Origin of the sequence: Microcoleus sp. Pol17C6, from assembly GCF_036701145.1 — a bacterium.
GTDB lineage: Bacteria > Cyanobacteriota > Cyanobacteriia > Cyanobacteriales > Microcoleaceae > Microcoleus.
Genome location: NZ_JAUBQH010000023.1, coordinates 41,062 through 57,636 on the forward strand (window position 1 = coordinate 41,062; position 16,575 = coordinate 57,636).

15 protein-coding genes are annotated in these 16,575 nt (G+C 45.7%); 10 read left to right on the forward strand and 5 right to left on the reverse strand.

Annotated elements, in window-relative coordinates; translation table 11 throughout:
• Positions 1-2 precede the first annotated feature (2 nt).
• From QUA25_RS13555 to psbM, 3 genes are all read left to right on the forward strand, one after another.
• Positions 3-1,895 (forward strand): TolC family protein, encoded by a 1,893-nt coding sequence (locus QUA25_RS13555; RefSeq protein ID WP_333038567.1) that lies wholly within the window; start codon positions 3-5, stop codon positions 1,893-1,895.
• 147 nt (positions 1,896-2,042) lie between these two features.
• Positions 2,043-2,339 carry a 2Fe-2S iron-sulfur cluster-binding protein gene (locus tag QUA25_RS13560; protein ID WP_333038569.1) on the forward strand — a complete coding sequence of 99 codons (297 nt, stop codon included), beginning with the start codon at positions 2,043-2,045 and terminating at the stop codon, positions 2,337-2,339.
• A gap of 295 nt (positions 2,340-2,634) precedes the next feature.
• Positions 2,635-2,748, forward strand: a complete 114-nt coding sequence (gene psbM / locus QUA25_RS13565; protein ID WP_015177760.1) for a photosystem II reaction center protein PsbM — start codon at positions 2,635-2,637, stop codon at positions 2,746-2,748.
• A 121-nt stretch (positions 2,749-2,869) separates the two neighbouring features.
• Here the strand turns inward: psbM and QUA25_RS13570 are convergent, their stop codons facing one another.
• Entirely contained in the window at positions 2,870-3,721 is an 852-nt protein-coding gene (locus QUA25_RS13570; RefSeq protein WP_333038571.1) for a universal stress protein, read from the reverse strand.
• A 141-nt stretch (positions 3,722-3,862) separates the two neighbouring features.
• Here QUA25_RS13570 and QUA25_RS13575 point away from each other — a divergent pair, with 141 nt between their 5' ends.
• The 4 genes from QUA25_RS13575 (at position 3,863) to QUA25_RS13590 (ending at position 10,085) form a co-directional block, all read left to right on the forward strand.
• Positions 3,863-4,363: a thioesterase family protein gene (locus QUA25_RS13575; protein WP_333038573.1), complete on the forward strand. Its 501-nt coding sequence runs from the start codon at positions 3,863-3,865 to the stop codon at positions 4,361-4,363.
• Between the two features lie 142 nt (positions 4,364-4,505).
• On the forward strand, positions 4,506-5,567 hold the full coding sequence (locus QUA25_RS13580; protein ID WP_333038575.1) for a DMT family transporter: 1,062 nt from the start codon (positions 4,506-4,508) through the stop codon (positions 5,565-5,567).
• 23 nt (positions 5,568-5,590) lie between these two features.
• Positions 5,591-6,766 (forward strand): ATP-grasp domain-containing protein, encoded by a 1,176-nt coding sequence (locus QUA25_RS13585; RefSeq protein WP_333038576.1) that lies wholly within the window; start codon positions 5,591-5,593, stop codon positions 6,764-6,766.
• A gap of 325 nt (positions 6,767-7,091) precedes the next feature.
• Positions 7,092-10,085: a right-handed parallel beta-helix repeat-containing protein gene (locus QUA25_RS13590; protein WP_333038578.1), complete on the forward strand. Its 2,994-nt coding sequence runs from the start codon at positions 7,092-7,094 to the stop codon at positions 10,083-10,085.
• A 187-nt stretch (positions 10,086-10,272) separates the two neighbouring features.
• On the opposite strand, the gene QUA25_RS13595 is transcribed toward QUA25_RS13590, so the two are convergent.
• The 4 genes from QUA25_RS13595 to QUA25_RS13610 form a co-directional block, all read right to left on the reverse strand.
• On the reverse strand, positions 10,273-11,337 hold the full coding sequence (locus tag QUA25_RS13595) for a DUF6282 family protein (protein WP_333038581.1): 1,065 nt from the start codon (positions 11,335-11,337) through the stop codon (positions 10,273-10,275).
• Positions 11,315-12,220, reverse strand: coding sequence for an alpha/beta hydrolase (locus tag QUA25_RS13600; RefSeq protein WP_333038583.1), 906 nt, complete (start codon positions 12,218-12,220; stop codon positions 11,315-11,317). The genes QUA25_RS13595 and QUA25_RS13600 overlap by 23 nt, the downstream gene beginning before the upstream one ends.
• Positions 12,221-12,234: 14 nt before the next feature.
• Positions 12,235-12,681 carry a SufE family protein gene (locus QUA25_RS13605; RefSeq protein ID WP_333038585.1) on the reverse strand — a complete coding sequence of 149 codons (447 nt, stop codon included), beginning with the start codon at positions 12,679-12,681 and terminating at the stop codon, positions 12,235-12,237.
• Positions 12,682-13,144: 463 nt separating this feature from the next.
• Positions 13,145-13,501: a hypothetical protein gene (locus tag QUA25_RS13610; RefSeq protein ID WP_333038588.1), complete on the reverse strand. Its 357-nt coding sequence runs from the start codon at positions 13,499-13,501 to the stop codon at positions 13,145-13,147.
• Between the two features lie 325 nt (positions 13,502-13,826).
• Here QUA25_RS13610 and QUA25_RS13615 point away from each other — a divergent pair, with 325 nt between their 5' ends.
• The 3 genes from QUA25_RS13615 to QUA25_RS13625 all read left to right on the forward strand — a co-directional run bounded on the left by QUA25_RS13615 (position 13,827) and on the right by QUA25_RS13625 (position 16,287).
• On the forward strand, positions 13,827-14,558 hold the full coding sequence (locus tag QUA25_RS13615; RefSeq protein WP_333038590.1) for a response regulator: 732 nt from the start codon (positions 13,827-13,829) through the stop codon (positions 14,556-14,558).
• Between the two features lie 6 nt (positions 14,559-14,564).
• Positions 14,565-15,164: an adenylate/guanylate cyclase domain-containing protein gene (locus QUA25_RS13620; protein WP_333038592.1), complete on the forward strand. Its 600-nt coding sequence runs from the start codon at positions 14,565-14,567 to the stop codon at positions 15,162-15,164.
• A gap of 187 nt (positions 15,165-15,351) precedes the next feature.
• Complete coding sequence (locus QUA25_RS13625; RefSeq protein WP_333038595.1) at positions 15,352-16,287, forward strand: fused MFS/spermidine synthase; 936 nt, start codon at positions 15,352-15,354, stop codon at positions 16,285-16,287.
• The last annotated feature ends 288 nt before the right edge of the window (positions 16,288-16,575 follow it).

Here is a 16,575-nt window from a genome sequence, read left to right on the forward strand (position 1 = left end):
TTATGCGTGTTTTTCGTCAAATCATCGTAGTCGGAGTGGGCGCTGCAATTACTTTGGGCAACGCCGCACAGAGTGCTTCAGCACAGCCTCCGGCTCAATCTCAGGACAGTGTGGCCCTTAGCAATCAGCTCGAATTAGGGCAGAATGTTCGATCGACCTCGAACACAGCGGCAGAATCCGCATCAGAGGCCGAACAGTCGATCGCCCTTAATCCTCAAACCTCCGAGTCTCAGCAGCAAGGGGGAGTCAAGATCGCATCAACTCGAACCCAGCCCGAGCAAGCATCAAAGCCTCAACAGGCTGCTCCGGCTGCCCCATCAACTCTGTCTCAGGGCGGTTCCACACCACTAAGAGGTTTGGAACCGACAGAGGTTCAGCAGCCTTCCCCGAACCCTCCCAACAATATTCCTGTGCCCAGTTCCCCGGTACCTATTCTCCGGGGCACTCCCAACGAAAGTTTCCCCCCTGTGCCTCCGAGGGGCATTCTAGACACCAAGCCTCCGGCTTCCCTGGAACCCAACCCTAATCCACTGCTGTTTCCAACAAACCCGGAGGATGTCAGGATCGAGCAAACTGAGTCAATTACCTTGCAGCAGGCGATCGACCTCGCCCGCCGCAACAGCCAAGTTTTGCAAATCGCCGGACAGCAAGTGGAACAAAGCAGAGCAGCTTTGCGCGAACAGCAAGCTGCTCTTTATCCAGACCTGAATTTTCAAATGGACGCCAGCCGCTCTATGAGTGCAGGCGGAGAACTCGGAATCCGGGCTGGGCAGCGCCGCCTCAACGCTGTGGCTAACCGAACCGGGCAGCCCGCCGAGCAAGCCGGCACAAATTTCGGCAGCAACAGTCTCAACAGCACTTTGCAGTTGAGCTATGACATCGATTTGTTCGGAAGGCGGCGGGCTAACATCCGCGCGGCAGAGGAACAGTTGCGCCTTCGGGAACTGGATGTGGAACGCCAAGCCGAGGAACTCCGCTTCGATACTGCTGAGGCTTACTACAACTTGCAAAACTCCGACGGACAAGTTGCTATCCGCCAAGCTTCGGTGAGAAATGCCCAGCAAAGTTTGCGGGATGCCGAAGCTTTGGAACGGGCAGGGGTGGGAACCCGGTTTGCTGTGTTGCAGGCTCAGGCAAATTTGGCTAACGAAGTGCAACAACTGTCAGTTGCTCGTCGCGATCAGCGAGTTGCCCAGCGGCGTCTGGCTGAGATTTTGAATATCAGCCAGTCGGCGAACTTGACAGCGGCTGATCCGGTAGAGCAAGCGGGCTCTTGGAGGCTGTCTTTGGAAGAGAGTATTGTGCAGGCTTTTAAGAATCGCCCCGAGTTGGAACAGCAGTTGGTGCAGAGGGATATCAGCAAGCAGCAGAGGCGATCGATTCAGGCGGGGCGTTTGCCTCAACTCAGTGTTGGGGGTAGTTACAACGTACTGGGACAAGACCCTGATAACCCCGATCCCTATACTTCTCGCGGCTGGGCCGATGGTTATTCGATCCGGGCGAGTTTGACTTGGAGTATCTTCGATGGGGGCGCGGCAAACGCCAGGGTGAAACAGCGGGATGCGGATATTACGATCGCCGAAAGTCGATTTGACCAACTCCGCAACCAGGTTCGCCGGGAAGTAGAACAAGCTTATTTTGGCTTGGAGTCGAGTTTTGAGAATATCGAAACTTCTGAGGCGGGGGTTTTGCAGTCAAGGGAAGCTCTGCGTCTGGCGAGACTCCGGTTTCAAGCTGGTGTGGGTACTCAGACGGATGTGATTCAGGCGGAAACTGATTTGACTAGGGCTGAGAGAAACCGATTGTCGGCAATTGTCACCTACAACCTGGGGCTTTCGTCTCTCCAGCGTGCTGTGAGCAATCTTCCGACTAATAACCTCTCGGATGCTCCTTGAGATTGGGTTGGGGCGATTCCCTACCGGATAGCTACGCACGCGCGTCCTTTAATCACAAAGGCAATTAGACATCGGGTATTAAACGTTGGACACATTAGTTAATATTTTGTAATAGAGTTCGATGTCAACTGCGTTAAGGAATCGGCAATGGCCAATATCAAGTTTGTGAAGGAAAATCAGGAAGTCATCGCAGCAGACGGAGCCAATTTGAGGCTCAAAGCTCTAGAGAACCGCATCGATTTGTACACATTTTCGGGAAAGATGATGAATTGCGGGGGCTACGGTCAATGCGGCACCTGCATTGTGGAAATTGTCGAGGGCAGTGAAAATCTGTCGCCCCGCACTGACTTTGAGAACCGCAAGCTCAAGAAAAAGCCCGAAAACTATCGGTTGGCTTGTCAAGCTATGGTCAATGGCCAGGTGAGCGTGAAGACTAAACCGTGAGTTTCAGAAGGCAGAAGGCTAGAGAGGCTAGAGATGGAGAAGGAAAGAAAAATGCAGAAGGCAAAAATTGTGTTTTTTTTCCTATTTCACTGTATAATCACGCCTTTTGCTCGCCTAGGAAAAGAAACTTGGTTTCTAGGACAAATAAGAGATTGGGCAGGAAGGCATCCAGGCAGAAAGCGGGTTTCGACGCTTGTCCGTCAGCTCTTCTTCTGTCTTCGAGTTTGCCTTTTGCCTTTGAGTGATATCCTAGTTGTGTGTGTTTTTCTATTTTCCGATAGAGGCGAGCGTCTTCATGGAAGTTAACGATTTAGGGTTTGTGGCAACCATTCTGTTTGTATTGGTTCCCAGTGTTTTTCTAATCATTCTGTACATTCAAACAGCTAGCCGTCAAGGTAGAAAAGATTAGCAACTGCTGCTATTTCTGTCAGGCGCAAGCTGCTTGCAAAAAAAAGCGCCAACAGCTTTTTGCTGAGGCGCTTTTTTTATTAACTGTTGAGTTTTAGCTGCTAACTCTTAACGATGAGATTCTAGCCTACTGTGCGGGCTAGCAAGACGGGACAGTTGGCATAAACTCGCACGTAGTCTGATAGCGAATTTCCCAGGAGTCGATCGATATCCACAAAGTTTTTGGCAACGTTGGGTCGCCGATCCGGGGAACCGATTACCAACAAGTCGGCATTCAACTCGTCTGCAATGCGACAAATTTCTTCCCCTGGCTTGCCTGTAGCACTCACGCAGCGGTAGCTAACTCCCATTTGTTTGGTTAGTGCTACTGCTGGGGCCAATACAGCGTCTTTTTCAGCACTTGTTGTTAAATCTGTGCTGGATTTTCCCGTCAAATCTTTGGTGACGTGTACTAAAATTATCTCTCCGCCACTGACTTCTTTGACCAAAGATAGCGCAAGCTGCAATGACTGTTTGGCAGCTTCTGATTTGTCTACCGCTACCATGACGCGCTTGATTTTTTTGACGTAAATGTCGTCTTTGACTAACAGCATCGGTCGAGATGTTAGCTGGAAAACGTACTGGCTGACTGAGTTTTCCAAAATCGATTGCAGCCGTCCGAGTCCGCGGGAACCCATAATTACTAAGTCGGATTGTTCTTCTTCTGCGACTTGGCAAACTGTGGTTTTCGGGTCTCCCTGTTTGAGCCGGGGGTTGACTTTGCTGGGATCTATTTTCAAAGACTGGACTGCTTGTGCTAAAATCTTGCCTCCTTCTTCCAATTTCTCGGCCATGCCATCGGAGGTTACTTGGGGCGGCACAACGTGCAAGACGGTGACAGAGGTTTGTTGCAAGGAAGGGATGTCCATCAACATATTAAACATCTCTTCGCACAAGCCGCGACCGGCTACGGCTACTAAAATTTTTTCTATCATGGTTTTGGCGGTAAAAACAGTTGAGTTTTCTTGTGCGACGTTAAACTAGGGCGTTGGTACTCTAGTTTCTTACTGTCAAGCATAAGCCTGAAGTTTGTCTTATGATTTGTAGAAATGTAGCGTTTTGGAACGATTTGTAAAGTGTTAGAGAACGATCGAACTCAACCAGAACTCGCACCGGCTGGTGCTATTCAAAATCGGCGCGGGATGGACTCTGAGGGCTGGTTTGAATATTTGGTGCGAGTGTATCCTCACCATACTGACTACAGCGGTGTGGTTTGGCACGGTACTTATATTACTTGGATGGAGGAAGCTAGGGTGGAAAGTTTGCGCTCTCTCGGCATCGAGTATGCAGACTGGGTGGCGCAGGGTTTGGAATTGCCCGTGGTGGAACTTTCGCTGCGCTACCACCGGGCTGTACAAATGGGTCAATCTGTGGCAGTCAGAACGCGGATCGCTGCTACCGAGGGTGTGCGGCTGCTTTGGGATTACGAAATTCGATCGGCTGATACTCAGGAGTTATATGTGACAGCACAGGTAACTTTGGTTGGTGTCGATCGCGACAAGAACAAGATTATCCGGCAATTGCCACCGGCACTAAAGGAGGCTTTGACAAGGCTTTCTGTTAAACCTTCAACCTAAGCTGCTGTTAACTATAAAAAATAGTTTTTGCAGCCCTAGTAAGTAGAGTGCGTGACTTTTGAGTTATTCCCTTCGCCACCAAAATATTCTTTGGTCACGCACCCTACACAACTGCCTTTTGCCTTCATTGGAACTCTTAAGAATGTCAAAAAAACTGGAATTGCCAGAGCCAAATATTGAACTTCAGCACAATATTTTGGAAAAAACCGAGTTAAACTCTGCCTTAACAAGTGAAGACCAAACTATTGTTTTGGGAAAGCCGGACAGTTTAAAAAACGGTGAATTAGCTGAAAGTCAAGGCAAAATTTGGGCGATCGTTTCGCTGTCAGCGGCGCTGCTAGCGGTGTCGCTGGCGGCGATTTTTATTAGGTTGAGCGAACGGGAAATCAGCCCGAATGCTACTGTTTTTAACCGTTTGTGGATAGCAACTGTAGTATTTGGACTATGGAATGGTGCGGGTGTTGCGCGTCGCCGAATGTCTGGGGCTGAAGTTGAAGAGCGATCGAACTACACTCTGCAGGATGTGATTCTGTTAACAGCGGTAGGGGTGGTTTCTTCTGCTTCTGTGGTTTTCTGGGCCTGGTCACTGAGTCAGACTAATGTCGCTAATTCTACTGTACTGCGAAACTTAACTCCTTTATTTACTACTTTGGGGGGATGGCTGCTGTTGGGGCGACGCTTTGACAACAGGTTTTTGGTGGGACTGGCGGTGGCTTTGTCCGGCGCAATTGCGATCGGAATGGATGATTTGCAAGCTGCGAGAGACAATTTTGCAGGCGACATTGCTGCTCTTTTATCGGCGATGTTTTATGCAGGAAATCTGCTAATTTCAGAACATTTGCGAACCAAGTTTCCGGCCACAAATATATTGATATGGCGATGTTTTATTGGCACTATATTGGTTTTGCCATTGGTTCTGCTTGCGGGCGATCGAGTTTTCCCTTATTCTTGGCAGGGATGGCTGACGGTAATTGCTTTGGCGGTGATTTGCCAAGCTTTCGGTCAGGGACTGCTTATCCACAGTCTGGGTCGTTTGTCCTCGGAATTTGTAGCTTTTTTCCTGCTGCTAGAACCCGTAATTACGGCTATTATGGCTTGGGTGCTGTTTTCAGAAAGTTTGAGCTTGTTTAATTGGTTTTCTTTTTCTGTGGTTTTGGCGGGAATATATTTGGGGAAATCTAGCGGTTCGGTCGCTAAAAAATGAAATACAAAGGAAAAAATACTTAAATGATTCCCACATCAATGGGCATGAAGAGCTGGCATTATGACTTTTGTTTGCTTCCTCAATATTTGGAGGTGCTGTTCGCTAAATTGCGGATTGCGGTGGTGTTCGGCGGCGACTGCGCTCGCCCCGGATCAGTGATTTACAAAACTCACAATCCCCGCGGTTGGAAGAGTTACGAAGTCGTCGCCCGCGAGATTGCTAAAGCATTAGCAGAAATTGGCTTTCAGCAAGTTTTTGTCATACCTGACGACATGAAGTTGCCGGAACAACTGAAACAACAAAACATTCATTTAGTCTGGCTGAATACTGGCGGAGTCCAGGGATACAATCCTGTTTGTCACACTCCCGCCTTGTTGGAAATGTTGGGAATGCCTTATGTCGGTCACAATCCTTTAAATAGTTCAACTTTAGATAACAAACACGCTTTTAAGCGGGAACTGCAATCAGTCGGAATTAAAACTGCTCCGTTTATGACTTGGCATCCTTCTCAAGGAATGTTGCATCCTAATTTGCATCAGCGTTTTGCCATTACTTTTGGTGACTATCAAGGGCCGTTTGTTGTCAAACCAGTATCCGGTCGCGCTTCACTGCACGTTCATTTTGTAGACAATATTGAGGGTTTGTCTCAGGCGGTTTCGGAAGTTCACCGAGACACTCACAATACTGCTTTAATTGAAAAGTATTTGCCGGGACGAGAATTTTGTGTAGCGGTCTGCGGCTATGTTACTTATGCTAAAGGCAGATTTTATAAAAATACCAAACCCTTTGCTTTTTCGACTGTAGAGCGGGTGCTGGAACCGGAAGAACGCATCTTTACTTCTATGGATCAAAAGGCGATTACGGCCGACCGAGGACGGTTGATGGGCGGTGACGAACCTGAACTAAAACAAGAGTTAATTGAGTTAGCTCGAAAAATTTATTGGGAGTTTAGTTTGAACAGTTTGGTGCGGATCGATGTCCGAAGTGATTCTGATGGCTCGCTTTATGTTTTGGAAGCAAATCCCAAACCGGATCTGAAACATCCAGGGGAAAATGTCACGAGTTTGGTAGCTTTAGGTTTGGCGGAATACGGGATGAGTTATAACGATTTAATTTTTAGTTTACTGGCGGATAGGTTGGATTATTTGTTGACTCAGCATATCGGAATTATTCCTCATATTGTGGATTTGCTTCATTAATTGGACTTGCAGGGTGCGCTGGGCGCACCTTACCTGTAAACAAAAGGAATTTGTAAAGAAATATAAATTGTTTAGCCAAGTGAACACAGGCTGGCAAGTTGTGATAGCTTTGAGTAATATCAATTCCGGTGGCACTCCTCATGATTCTTGACTGTTGACTGTTGACTGTTGAGTCGGAGTCGCAAAACTGAATGGTTGAGTGTTAACTCTTGGCTCGATTTTATTATTCCGATGGAACTGGAAACGATATAAGATAGGGATTTGTGGATGTCCATTTTTGGGTCAGCATCAAAATAACTCAATTTATTTTAATTAGATAAAACAAATGGAAGCATTACTTTTATTAATAGGATTTGGAGGCGGGGCATTAGTCTGCTGGCTAATTTTGAATAAGCGAAATTCACGCAATTTGGTGCGGATGCAGGGTTCGCAGGAAGCTATATCGAATTTGGCTGCTCAGTTGGATGCCAGAACTTCGGAATTGCGGCAAAAGGTGCAGAATGAAAATCAGCTAAATTCTGAATTGTCTCAGTTGCAAAGTCGGTTGGGAACTGTGACTCGCGAGCAAGAATTGTTAAAAAATCAAGTGTCGGAAATGGAAGATTTTTTGGCAGGAATTGCCCGCGATCGATCGCAAATTGATGCTCTGATTGCTGATTTGCAGTTTCAGCTAGAAAATGCTCAACAAGCTGAGTCCCAGTTAGCAGAAGTGGCAGAACTGAAAGAGCAGTTAGAAGTTGCGGAGCAGGAGCGATCGCAACTTAACGCTCAATTGCTGGAAATGCAAGCAGAGTTAGAGACGGTGGATGCAGAACGTTCTCAATTTCACGCTCTGCTGTCGGAATTTGAGAGTCAGTTGGAAACGGCTAGCCAAAGCAGATTGCAGGTACAGTACCAATTGTCGGAAATTCAAATTAAGTTTGATCGCTCCCTTGAAGAGCGGCAGCAACTTCAGTCTCAACTGTCGGGTTTGCAAGCTCAACTGCAATTAGTCGAAGCAGAGCGATCGCAATTTACTTCGGAATTGTCAGAGCTACAAGCTCAACTGGAGAGTGCAGAGCAAGAACGCGAAATACTCAACTCTCAATTGCAAACTGCTCGCGAACAAGCACAGCAACCTCCATTTGAAGTATTAGAACTGCAAAGACAGTTAGAAGCTGCTAATCTGGATAAAAGGCAGTTAAACTCTCAAGTTCATGAACTACAACTTCAATCCGAAATGGTGGTTTTAGAGCGAGAAAGACTGCTGTCTGAGTTGTCAGAATTGGAGTCTCAGATACATCGCAAGGAGGGAGATAGCTCGCAACTCCAGTCTCAGTTATCAGAACTGCAAGCTCAATTAGAAACTGCTAACACAGAACGCTCGCACCTTTATTCTCAACTGTCGGAATTCCAAAGTCAAATCGAGACAGCCAACCAGAGTGAAACTCAACTTCAATCTCAAGTATCCGACTTAGAATCTCAGCTAGATAGTGTGCGTCAAACTCGCTCTCACTTAGAAGTTCAGCTAGAAAGTGCTAACACAGAACGCTCGCAACTTTATGATCAACTCTCGGAACTTCAAAGTCAAGCCGAGACAGCCCACCAGAATCAAAATCAACTTCAATCTCAAATTTCGGACTTAGAACACCAGTTAGAAAGTGTGCGTCAGCATCGCTCTGAATTGGAATCTCAACTCACTTCTCAAATTTCGGAATTCCAAAGTCAAACCGAGACAGCCAACCAGAATCAAACTCAACTTCAATCTCAAGTATCGGACTTAGAACAACAGTTAGAAAGTGTGCGTCAAAGTGGCTTTGAATTGGAATCTCAGCTCACTTCTCAAATTTCGGAATTCCAAAGTCAAATCGAGACGGCTAATCAGAATCAAACTCAACTTCAATCTCAAGTATCGGACTTAGAAAATCTGCTAAATAGCCTGCGTCAAACTCGCTCTGAATTAGAAGTTCAGCTAGAAACAGCTAACACGGAACGCTCGCAACTTTATTCTCAACTCTCGGAAATTCAAAATCAAGCCGAGACAGCCAATCAGAATCAAACTCAACTTCAATCTCAAGTATCGGACTTAGAACATCAGTTAGAGAGAGTGCGTCAAACTCGCTCTGAATTGGAATCTCAGCTCACTTCTCAAATCTCGGAATTCCAAAGTCAAATCGACACAGCCAATCAGAATCAAGCTCAACTTCTATCTCAAGTATCTGATTTAGAAGCTCAGCTAGAGAGTGTGCGTCAAACTCGCTCTGAATTGGAATCTCAGCTCACTTCTCAACTCTCCCAATTGCAAAGTCAAATCGAAACCGCTAATCAAAATCAAACTCAACTTCTATCTCAAGTATCCGACTTAGAAAGTCAGTTAGAAAGTGTGCGTCAAAGTCGCTATGAATTGGCATCTCAGCTAGAAACTGCTAACAGAGAACGATCGCACCTTTATTCTCAACTCTCGGAAACTCAAAGTCAAATCGAGACAGCCAACCAGAATCAAGCTCAACTTCTATCTCAAGTATCCGAGTTAGAACATCAGCTAGAGACAGTTTATCAAGAACGCTTGCAGCTAACATCGCAACTTTCAGAAGCGGGCGATCGACAATCTGAGCATTTTGACTCGGAATCAGAGCAAATTGAAGCATCTACTTCAGATACCAAAGTTGGGAAGAGTCAAGGATTTGTTGTTTCTCAGCAGGGTCAAGGCGATTATACTACTATTAGCGAAGCGCTGAAAAATGCAGCAGCCGGCACGCGCATTGACGTGCATCCAGGCGTTTATCGTGAAAGTTTAATTCTCGACCAATCGGTAGAAATTATCGGCAGCGGAGAGGTCGATAGCATTGTGGTTGAAAGTATCAACTCAAACTGCATAAAAATGGCAACTGATACTGCTTTAGTGCGGGGTTTAACGCTGAGGGCAACTGGGAAATATTACGCTGTAGATATTCGCAAAGGCGAGTTAATCATAGAAGACAGCGATATCACTTCTGCGGACTATTCTGTGGTGGGAATTTGCGGCCCTGATACAAATTCTATCCTCCGCCGCAGTCAAATTCATAATGGGGTATGGAACGGAATTTTTATATCGGATAATGGGAAAGCAACGGTGGAAGATTGCAGTATTTTTGACAACGGCAGTTTGGGAATAGGTGTCGGATTGGGAGGAAAATTGCTCGTGCGCCGGTGTCGGATTAATGGTAATGAAGGTGAGGCGATCGCCGTTTACAGAGATGGCATTGCTACCGTGGAAGATAGCGATTTAACGGGCAATGCTGGGGGTGCTTGGCGCATTGCAGATAACGGATACTTGAACGGTAAAGGCAATCAAGAATAGAAGAAGGAAGTTCGGCAACGGATTATGTAACGGATGTAACGGATGTAACTGATGTCAGGAAGAAGGTAGAAGGCATAAGGCATAAGGCAGAGGGAAGAGGGAAGAAGGAAGAAGGAAGAGAAAAGAGGGAAGAGAATTCCCAATTAGCGATTCCCTATCCCCGATTGCCCATACCCCATTACCAATTCTAAATGCCTAACAATCGAGCTGGATTGTGTTTCATCATTAAATCTATTTCGTGCGGAGAAATGCCTTCATCCCTCAACTTTTTAACAAATAATTTGTAACCTTCCGCAGGTAAAGGATCGGGTTTTCTTCCCAAATCTGTACTCATAACAAAATGCTCCGCTCCGATTAGTTTAATCGCTGCTGCCATCTTCTTAATTGAAACTTGATGCCAGTTTTTGTGTCCGTCATCAGCGGCATTTTCTCCCATCAAATCGTTCACAAATGCGAGTTCTAAGAAAGCTCCGGCTGCGGCGGCTGTTTGCATATTTTCTAGGGATAAACCGGGTACATCCGCCATGGCGTGGGTAATCAGGATGTTTTTAATGTTGAGCAGGTTGGCTTCACTGACAACCGCCATCACTTCTTCTGAGGAAATATGACCGGTTTCCAATACCAAATTCTCTTTTGCTACAATCTTCAACACCGCTGCTGTTTCCGGTAAAACCTTGCCATTTTCCGCAACTTTAATCCCCATTCCCGGCTTGTGAAAAACCTGCAAGTGATGCTCAGCATCAACCGTTGGCAACCACACTATTTTACCGTATTTGCCACCGATGCGGTGCATTGCATCTACAGCCTCGGGATTAATTCCCCCTACCGACTTATTGAGAACAACTCCCCCGAAAACTTTGATTTCTGGTACTATTTTATTAACCAGAACTGCCCGCGCTGCTGTGCTGGCATAATGATTTTTCAATACAACAGCTTTCATGTGCGATCGCGCGGCTGACTTAGCTACTTCAAAATCATCCAACCTGCGAGGAATCACATCAGGAGAAGAATGAATGTGAAAGTCGATCGCACTTTCAATAATACTCTCTTGTGAATTAGCAAACGGCGGCTTTCCCACAGCATACAGGGGCAAAGGAAAGGAAGAGAAAACCAGCCAAAATACCGCTGTTATTCTAATGATGTAAACCGCCCAATTAACCGCCGAATATAATTCGGGGCTACACAAACAAAGTCCGCCTGCGCGGACTGAAGAATTGGGTTTAAATAATTTATAGAAAAGATTGAAGCGCATTTGCTAAAGCTTCTGCATTTTCTTCGTGCATACCCAAAGAACCAGGAACAACTCGCGACTCAACACCGGGTAATTCCGTTAATGCTTCCATTTCAGCCTTTGATTTTGGCGGCGCATTTTCAGCAATTACAACCATCACCGGCACTGCTAATTGTTGAAATTTATCTGTAAATTCCGATCGCACTTTTGCCGGATCTAAACCACCAGTCACAAAGGCAGCGGAACCGTATCGAGCACCGGGTTTTTGCGTCACTTGCCATTTGCTTTGAATGAAATCTGGCGTGACTTTAGCTGCATCGACATAGACGTGGCGACGGTACATCAAACTGAGGAATGACGGCGCAGTGTTGAGTTTGTAGAGGAATTGTCCCAGTAAAGGCGATCGTACTAATTCTCTCACGATGCCGTGCCAGCCGCTTTGCTGTTTGCTCATCGTCGGCAAAGGCCCGCGCCAAGTCGGCGCAGCTAACACAATCTTTGACCAAACATTCGGCTTTGATTGCGCTAATTGCATTACATAACCCGCAGCGTGACCAGCAGCCACTACAGCAACCGGACTATTAAAAATTGCCTCAACAAAATCCTTGAGAAATTGATGGTATAATTGCGGTTGATAGTCAGTTCGCGGTCGATCCGATGCGCCAAAACCCGGCCAATCTAAGCTCACAACTTGAAATTTAGGAGCTAATAATTCTGCTAAAGGACGCATTTCTTCTCGCGTGGAAACCGTACTGAAAGCAGGAAGCAGCAATACAGGATTTCCCTGTCCTCGGGTTTCGTAAATAACTTTGATTTGCGTTTCTTGCCAATTCCAGAGATATTCTTGAACGGCGGCGGGATAGTTGCCCGAACGTGATTTTGTTAAATTTGTAGTTTGAGTCATGGCTGTTTATTCTTTTAATTTGCTTCGGCTTGCTTGCTCAATTCACAAGCAAGTGCCTTATTTTTCATCATTTGAAAAATGTTGTAAAATCCGTTAGCGCGGGAAGGTGTCAGACTCACATTCAATCCCGTGTCTTGAATAAAATCTGGGGTAATGGTCACAATTTCAGCAGGCGTTAATCCGCTCAAACCTTCCACCAGCAAGCCAACTAATCCTTTGACTAACTGAGCGTCTGAATCGCCTTGATACAAAACTTTTCCGTCTGTCAAATTTGCAGTAATATAAACTTGCGATACGCAGCCAGAAACTTTGTTTTCCGGCAGTTTATCGCTTTCGGGAAATGCTGGGAGTCTTTTGGCATACCACAGCAGTTGTTCGTAGCGCTGTTTTGGATCGGAATGTCGCTGAAAGCGCTGAACGATTTTAGCTAGGGCTGCGGGTAGCGCGGTGTTTGCGGACATGATTCACTCGTAGCGGTTTACTGCGTTAATATTATACATTTAATTTTGCCGAGGGGTGCGATCGATTTGCAACATCAGCGTTGATCTGGATTCATCTACTGTTACAAACCCAAAACTACAACTTTTGGCAGTCTCGTTCGTGTAGCTGCGAATAACCTTCGCCATTACAAACGGCCAAATTATAGACTGATGAAATATAAAAAAAACAACTGTTGAGCTGTGATGTAATTCGATATTATGCCTTTTGCCCCAAAGACATCGAAGGACATTTTATCGGTGAGAAATTATTAAAATTTGTGGACATCAAAAGGTCGATCGCTCTGAACAGCTCGCTCGCCGCTCTGAATAGGTGATGGTAGATGACAAGTGACAAGTGCGATCGTCCCGCAATTATCAAATTTCGCAACGATCGCGATTTGAGCAAAATTCAAACGTTAGCTCGAACACTATGGCGCGATCGCCCTTACACCGGTAACAGGGGAACACCGCGCAACTGGCGCAGGGAATTGATACAAGTCGGGCAGTCGCAGCCAAACATCGCCACGGCGGCGTCGCTTTCTTCTTCGGAAAAGTCCAGCATTGCCACCTGTTCGTCAGCAGGGCGCTGCCAACTGATTCTTACTTTAGAATTAGCAGCAGCTTTGGCGGGGAGGCGCACGCAAGTCAGACGCTGAGTGTGGGGCGAGGGCACGCATTGGGGCGACTCAGCCGATTGGCTTGGTGTTTCGCCAATTTGAGCGGGATTTGCGATCGCGCTCAAAGACATCACAGATCCAAACAGCGTTGGACTTACCAATAAAGTGAGGAGCAATCTATTCATTTGTCGTGTTTAAGAACTTTAACGTATACAGTAGCCGATTATCTGTTGCAATTCAAGAAGGTTTTCGTCCGATATCAGTACGATTTGCCGTTATTAAGGCTTAAAAGCCCAATATTTGTGGTCTAAATATCGAATAATTTTCCCGGTATTAGCAACCAGCATTTTCTGATAAGTATCACCTTGGCTCCCCAGTTTAAGATTTGTTGCAATTTGAGTAAGTTTAGCTTGCCAGTGATAACAAATTCATCCAAGGCGGGTAAACTGATTTCAGCAAGGACAACTCGAAGCAGCGAACAAGTTTACCTCAGAAACCAGGTGTGGCGTGATGAGTACAGTTTTAGTGGTGGAAGATTCCCGCAGCCAGCGGGAGTGCATTTCACATCAGTTGAGATGCAGCGGATTGAATGTAATTCAGGCATCTGACGGTGTGGAAGCGTTGGATAAAATTGAGAAAAATTGCCCTGATTTAGTATTATTAGATGTTATAATGCCCCGTCTAGACGGCTACGGGGTTTGTCGTTTAATTAAAGCTAATCCCGAAACTCGGAACATACCTGTGGTATTTTTAACAGGCAAGGGACAGCAGTTAGCTTTATTTGCGAGGTTCCAGGGCGATCGCGCCGAGGCTTATGTTAGCAAACCTTGGCAGCCGAGGGAACTTTTGGCAACGATCAAAAAAGTTTTGCTCAATGCCAATATTAAGTTCGATCGAGCTTCAGCCGACGCTTGGACAGAATACGGAATTTTCAACTTAAGTACAGTCGAACTGTATCAAAGCCATGCCGATGCTTGGACAAAATACAGCGCCCAAATTATTAAATTGTACGATTCCAGCTTAGCCGCTTTCGAGCAAGCTTTGGCAATTGAACCGAGTCACTCGAATGCAAACAAGTATCGCAACCGAGTCCAGACAATCCGGGCAATTTTGATGAAAAAATTAGAGCAAACTAAACCTTGCAAAGTCTGCGATTATTATTACGGTAAGGATGGCATCAATTGTGCGGTGCATCCTGCTGGCCGCCCTCAAGAACTGTGTCGAGATTGGGAATTTAATTAAACAAAAATGAAAACAAATAACCGCGCTAACTTAGAAAAGCTGCTGCAAGAAAGAAACGAATATCCCGAAAGAATGGCTGAGATTGATGAAAAAATCAATGCTACTTTTCGCAAAAATTACGCAATTTTAGTAATGGATATGTCGGGATTTTCGCGCACGACAGTCCGCCACGGAATTATTCATTTTTTGGCAATGATTCACCGGATGCACGGAATTGTAAAACCGATAATTTCCGAATACGGTGGCACTGTAGTTAAGGAGGAAGCAGACAATATTTTTGCAGTTTTTCCCGATGTAAAATCGGCGGTGGAAGCTGCGAGCGACTCTTTGAAACACACAGCGGCTGTCAACACGACACTCCCGCCGGAGATGGATATTTACCTCTGTATTGGTATTGGCTGTGGCGATGTTTTGATGCTGGAAGGAGAGGATATGTACGGATCGGAATTTAATCTCGCATCCAAGCTGGGAGAGGATTTGGCGGAACGGGGAGAGATTTTGCTAACCTCAGCAGCCTTTGAAAAGTTGGAAGGTGACAAGCAAGATTGGCAAAAAGTGGAACTTTCGGTTTCAGGTTTGGAATTGGTGGCGTACAAGCGGCTGTAATCGGCTTAATTTCTCTGGTCTTCTCGTTCCCCTGCCCTGCTGGAAAATGAGAACATGACTTGCGCCAGCCTTGACTAGAAACCCGGTTTCTTCGCAGATACCGGGCGACTCAGCCATTTTGGTAGAAACCGCCTGGATGAGGCTATATTCTTAGAGAATATCGAATTTAAATAAAATTTAAAATCAGATGATTGAGGAACACAAAACTTGGCAATCTATTAATTTATCCGCTATTGGACAGCGGCTGGCTTGGCTGCAGCAACAGCCAGACAAAGTTATTTTTTGCAAAGAGTCTGGTGTTCACTATGTTGCAGTAACAAAAGAGCGATCGCACATTAAGCTATCTTTAGTAGAAAAAGTAAATCAGCAAACAGATTTACTGCAATCTGTTTTCGATTTCAACAATCCTTTACATCTAGTATCTGAATATACTCAGGCGATGATGTTGGGTTTAGTGTGGCAAAGCCAACCTCAAAGAATCTATATGGCTGGATTTGGCGGCGGCAGAATTCCCTTAGTTTTGCACCACTATTTGCCGGAAACTGTTATAGAATGTACGGATGTCGATCCGATCGCGATCGAAGCAGCTACACAGTGCTTTGGAGTGCAGTTTGACGATCGGCTAACTGTAACAATTCAAGACGGCCGAGAGTATTTAGAGCAGCAAAAATCAGATACTCAGTACGATATCATCATGATCGACGTAGCTTTTGGCAACGGCTACTTTCCCCACCGCCTATCCACCAAAGAATTTTATCAAAGCTGCAAAAAACACTTGTCAAGCGAGGGAGTTGTGGTAGCAAATCTGCTGCAAAGAGATCAATTTTATGCCGAAAAAATCACGACTTTTCAAAGTGTGTTTTCTCAAGTGTGCGTGTGTGTTTGCCAGGAAAGTAATAGTATTTTGATTGGTAGCAACAGCCAGATTTTGGATAAAGATGAGATTGTTGCTAAGGCAAAATATTTGCAAGATAGCCATCAATTTTCATTTCCATTAACAGACAGGGCGCTTGAGGTAAAAGTAGGTAGGGAATTGGCGGAGGCTGTACCTACTTTAGACAAAGCTCAAATTTTTCATGACGATTCGCCGCCCGCTGGTTATTTTGATTGCTGGTTATTCTGATATCTATAATAAGTCCCGGTTTACTCTTTGTGGAACAGGCATCTTGTCTGTTGCTGATACGCAGTTGATCTCACCGAGGGATTGAAAGAGACTGTTGAATGAAATTACCCTCAGAGTGCGATCTCGGATATAACCATCGACAATAGGGAAACTGAGGAGACGGAATTGGCGTTTCCCTACCTCAACATAATCAATCTTCCTCGATAATAGATATAACCATCGCCCGATTAATTGTAGGGAAACCGCACGGCGTCCTCTCCTGATTGTAGGTAATATCAATTCCGATGC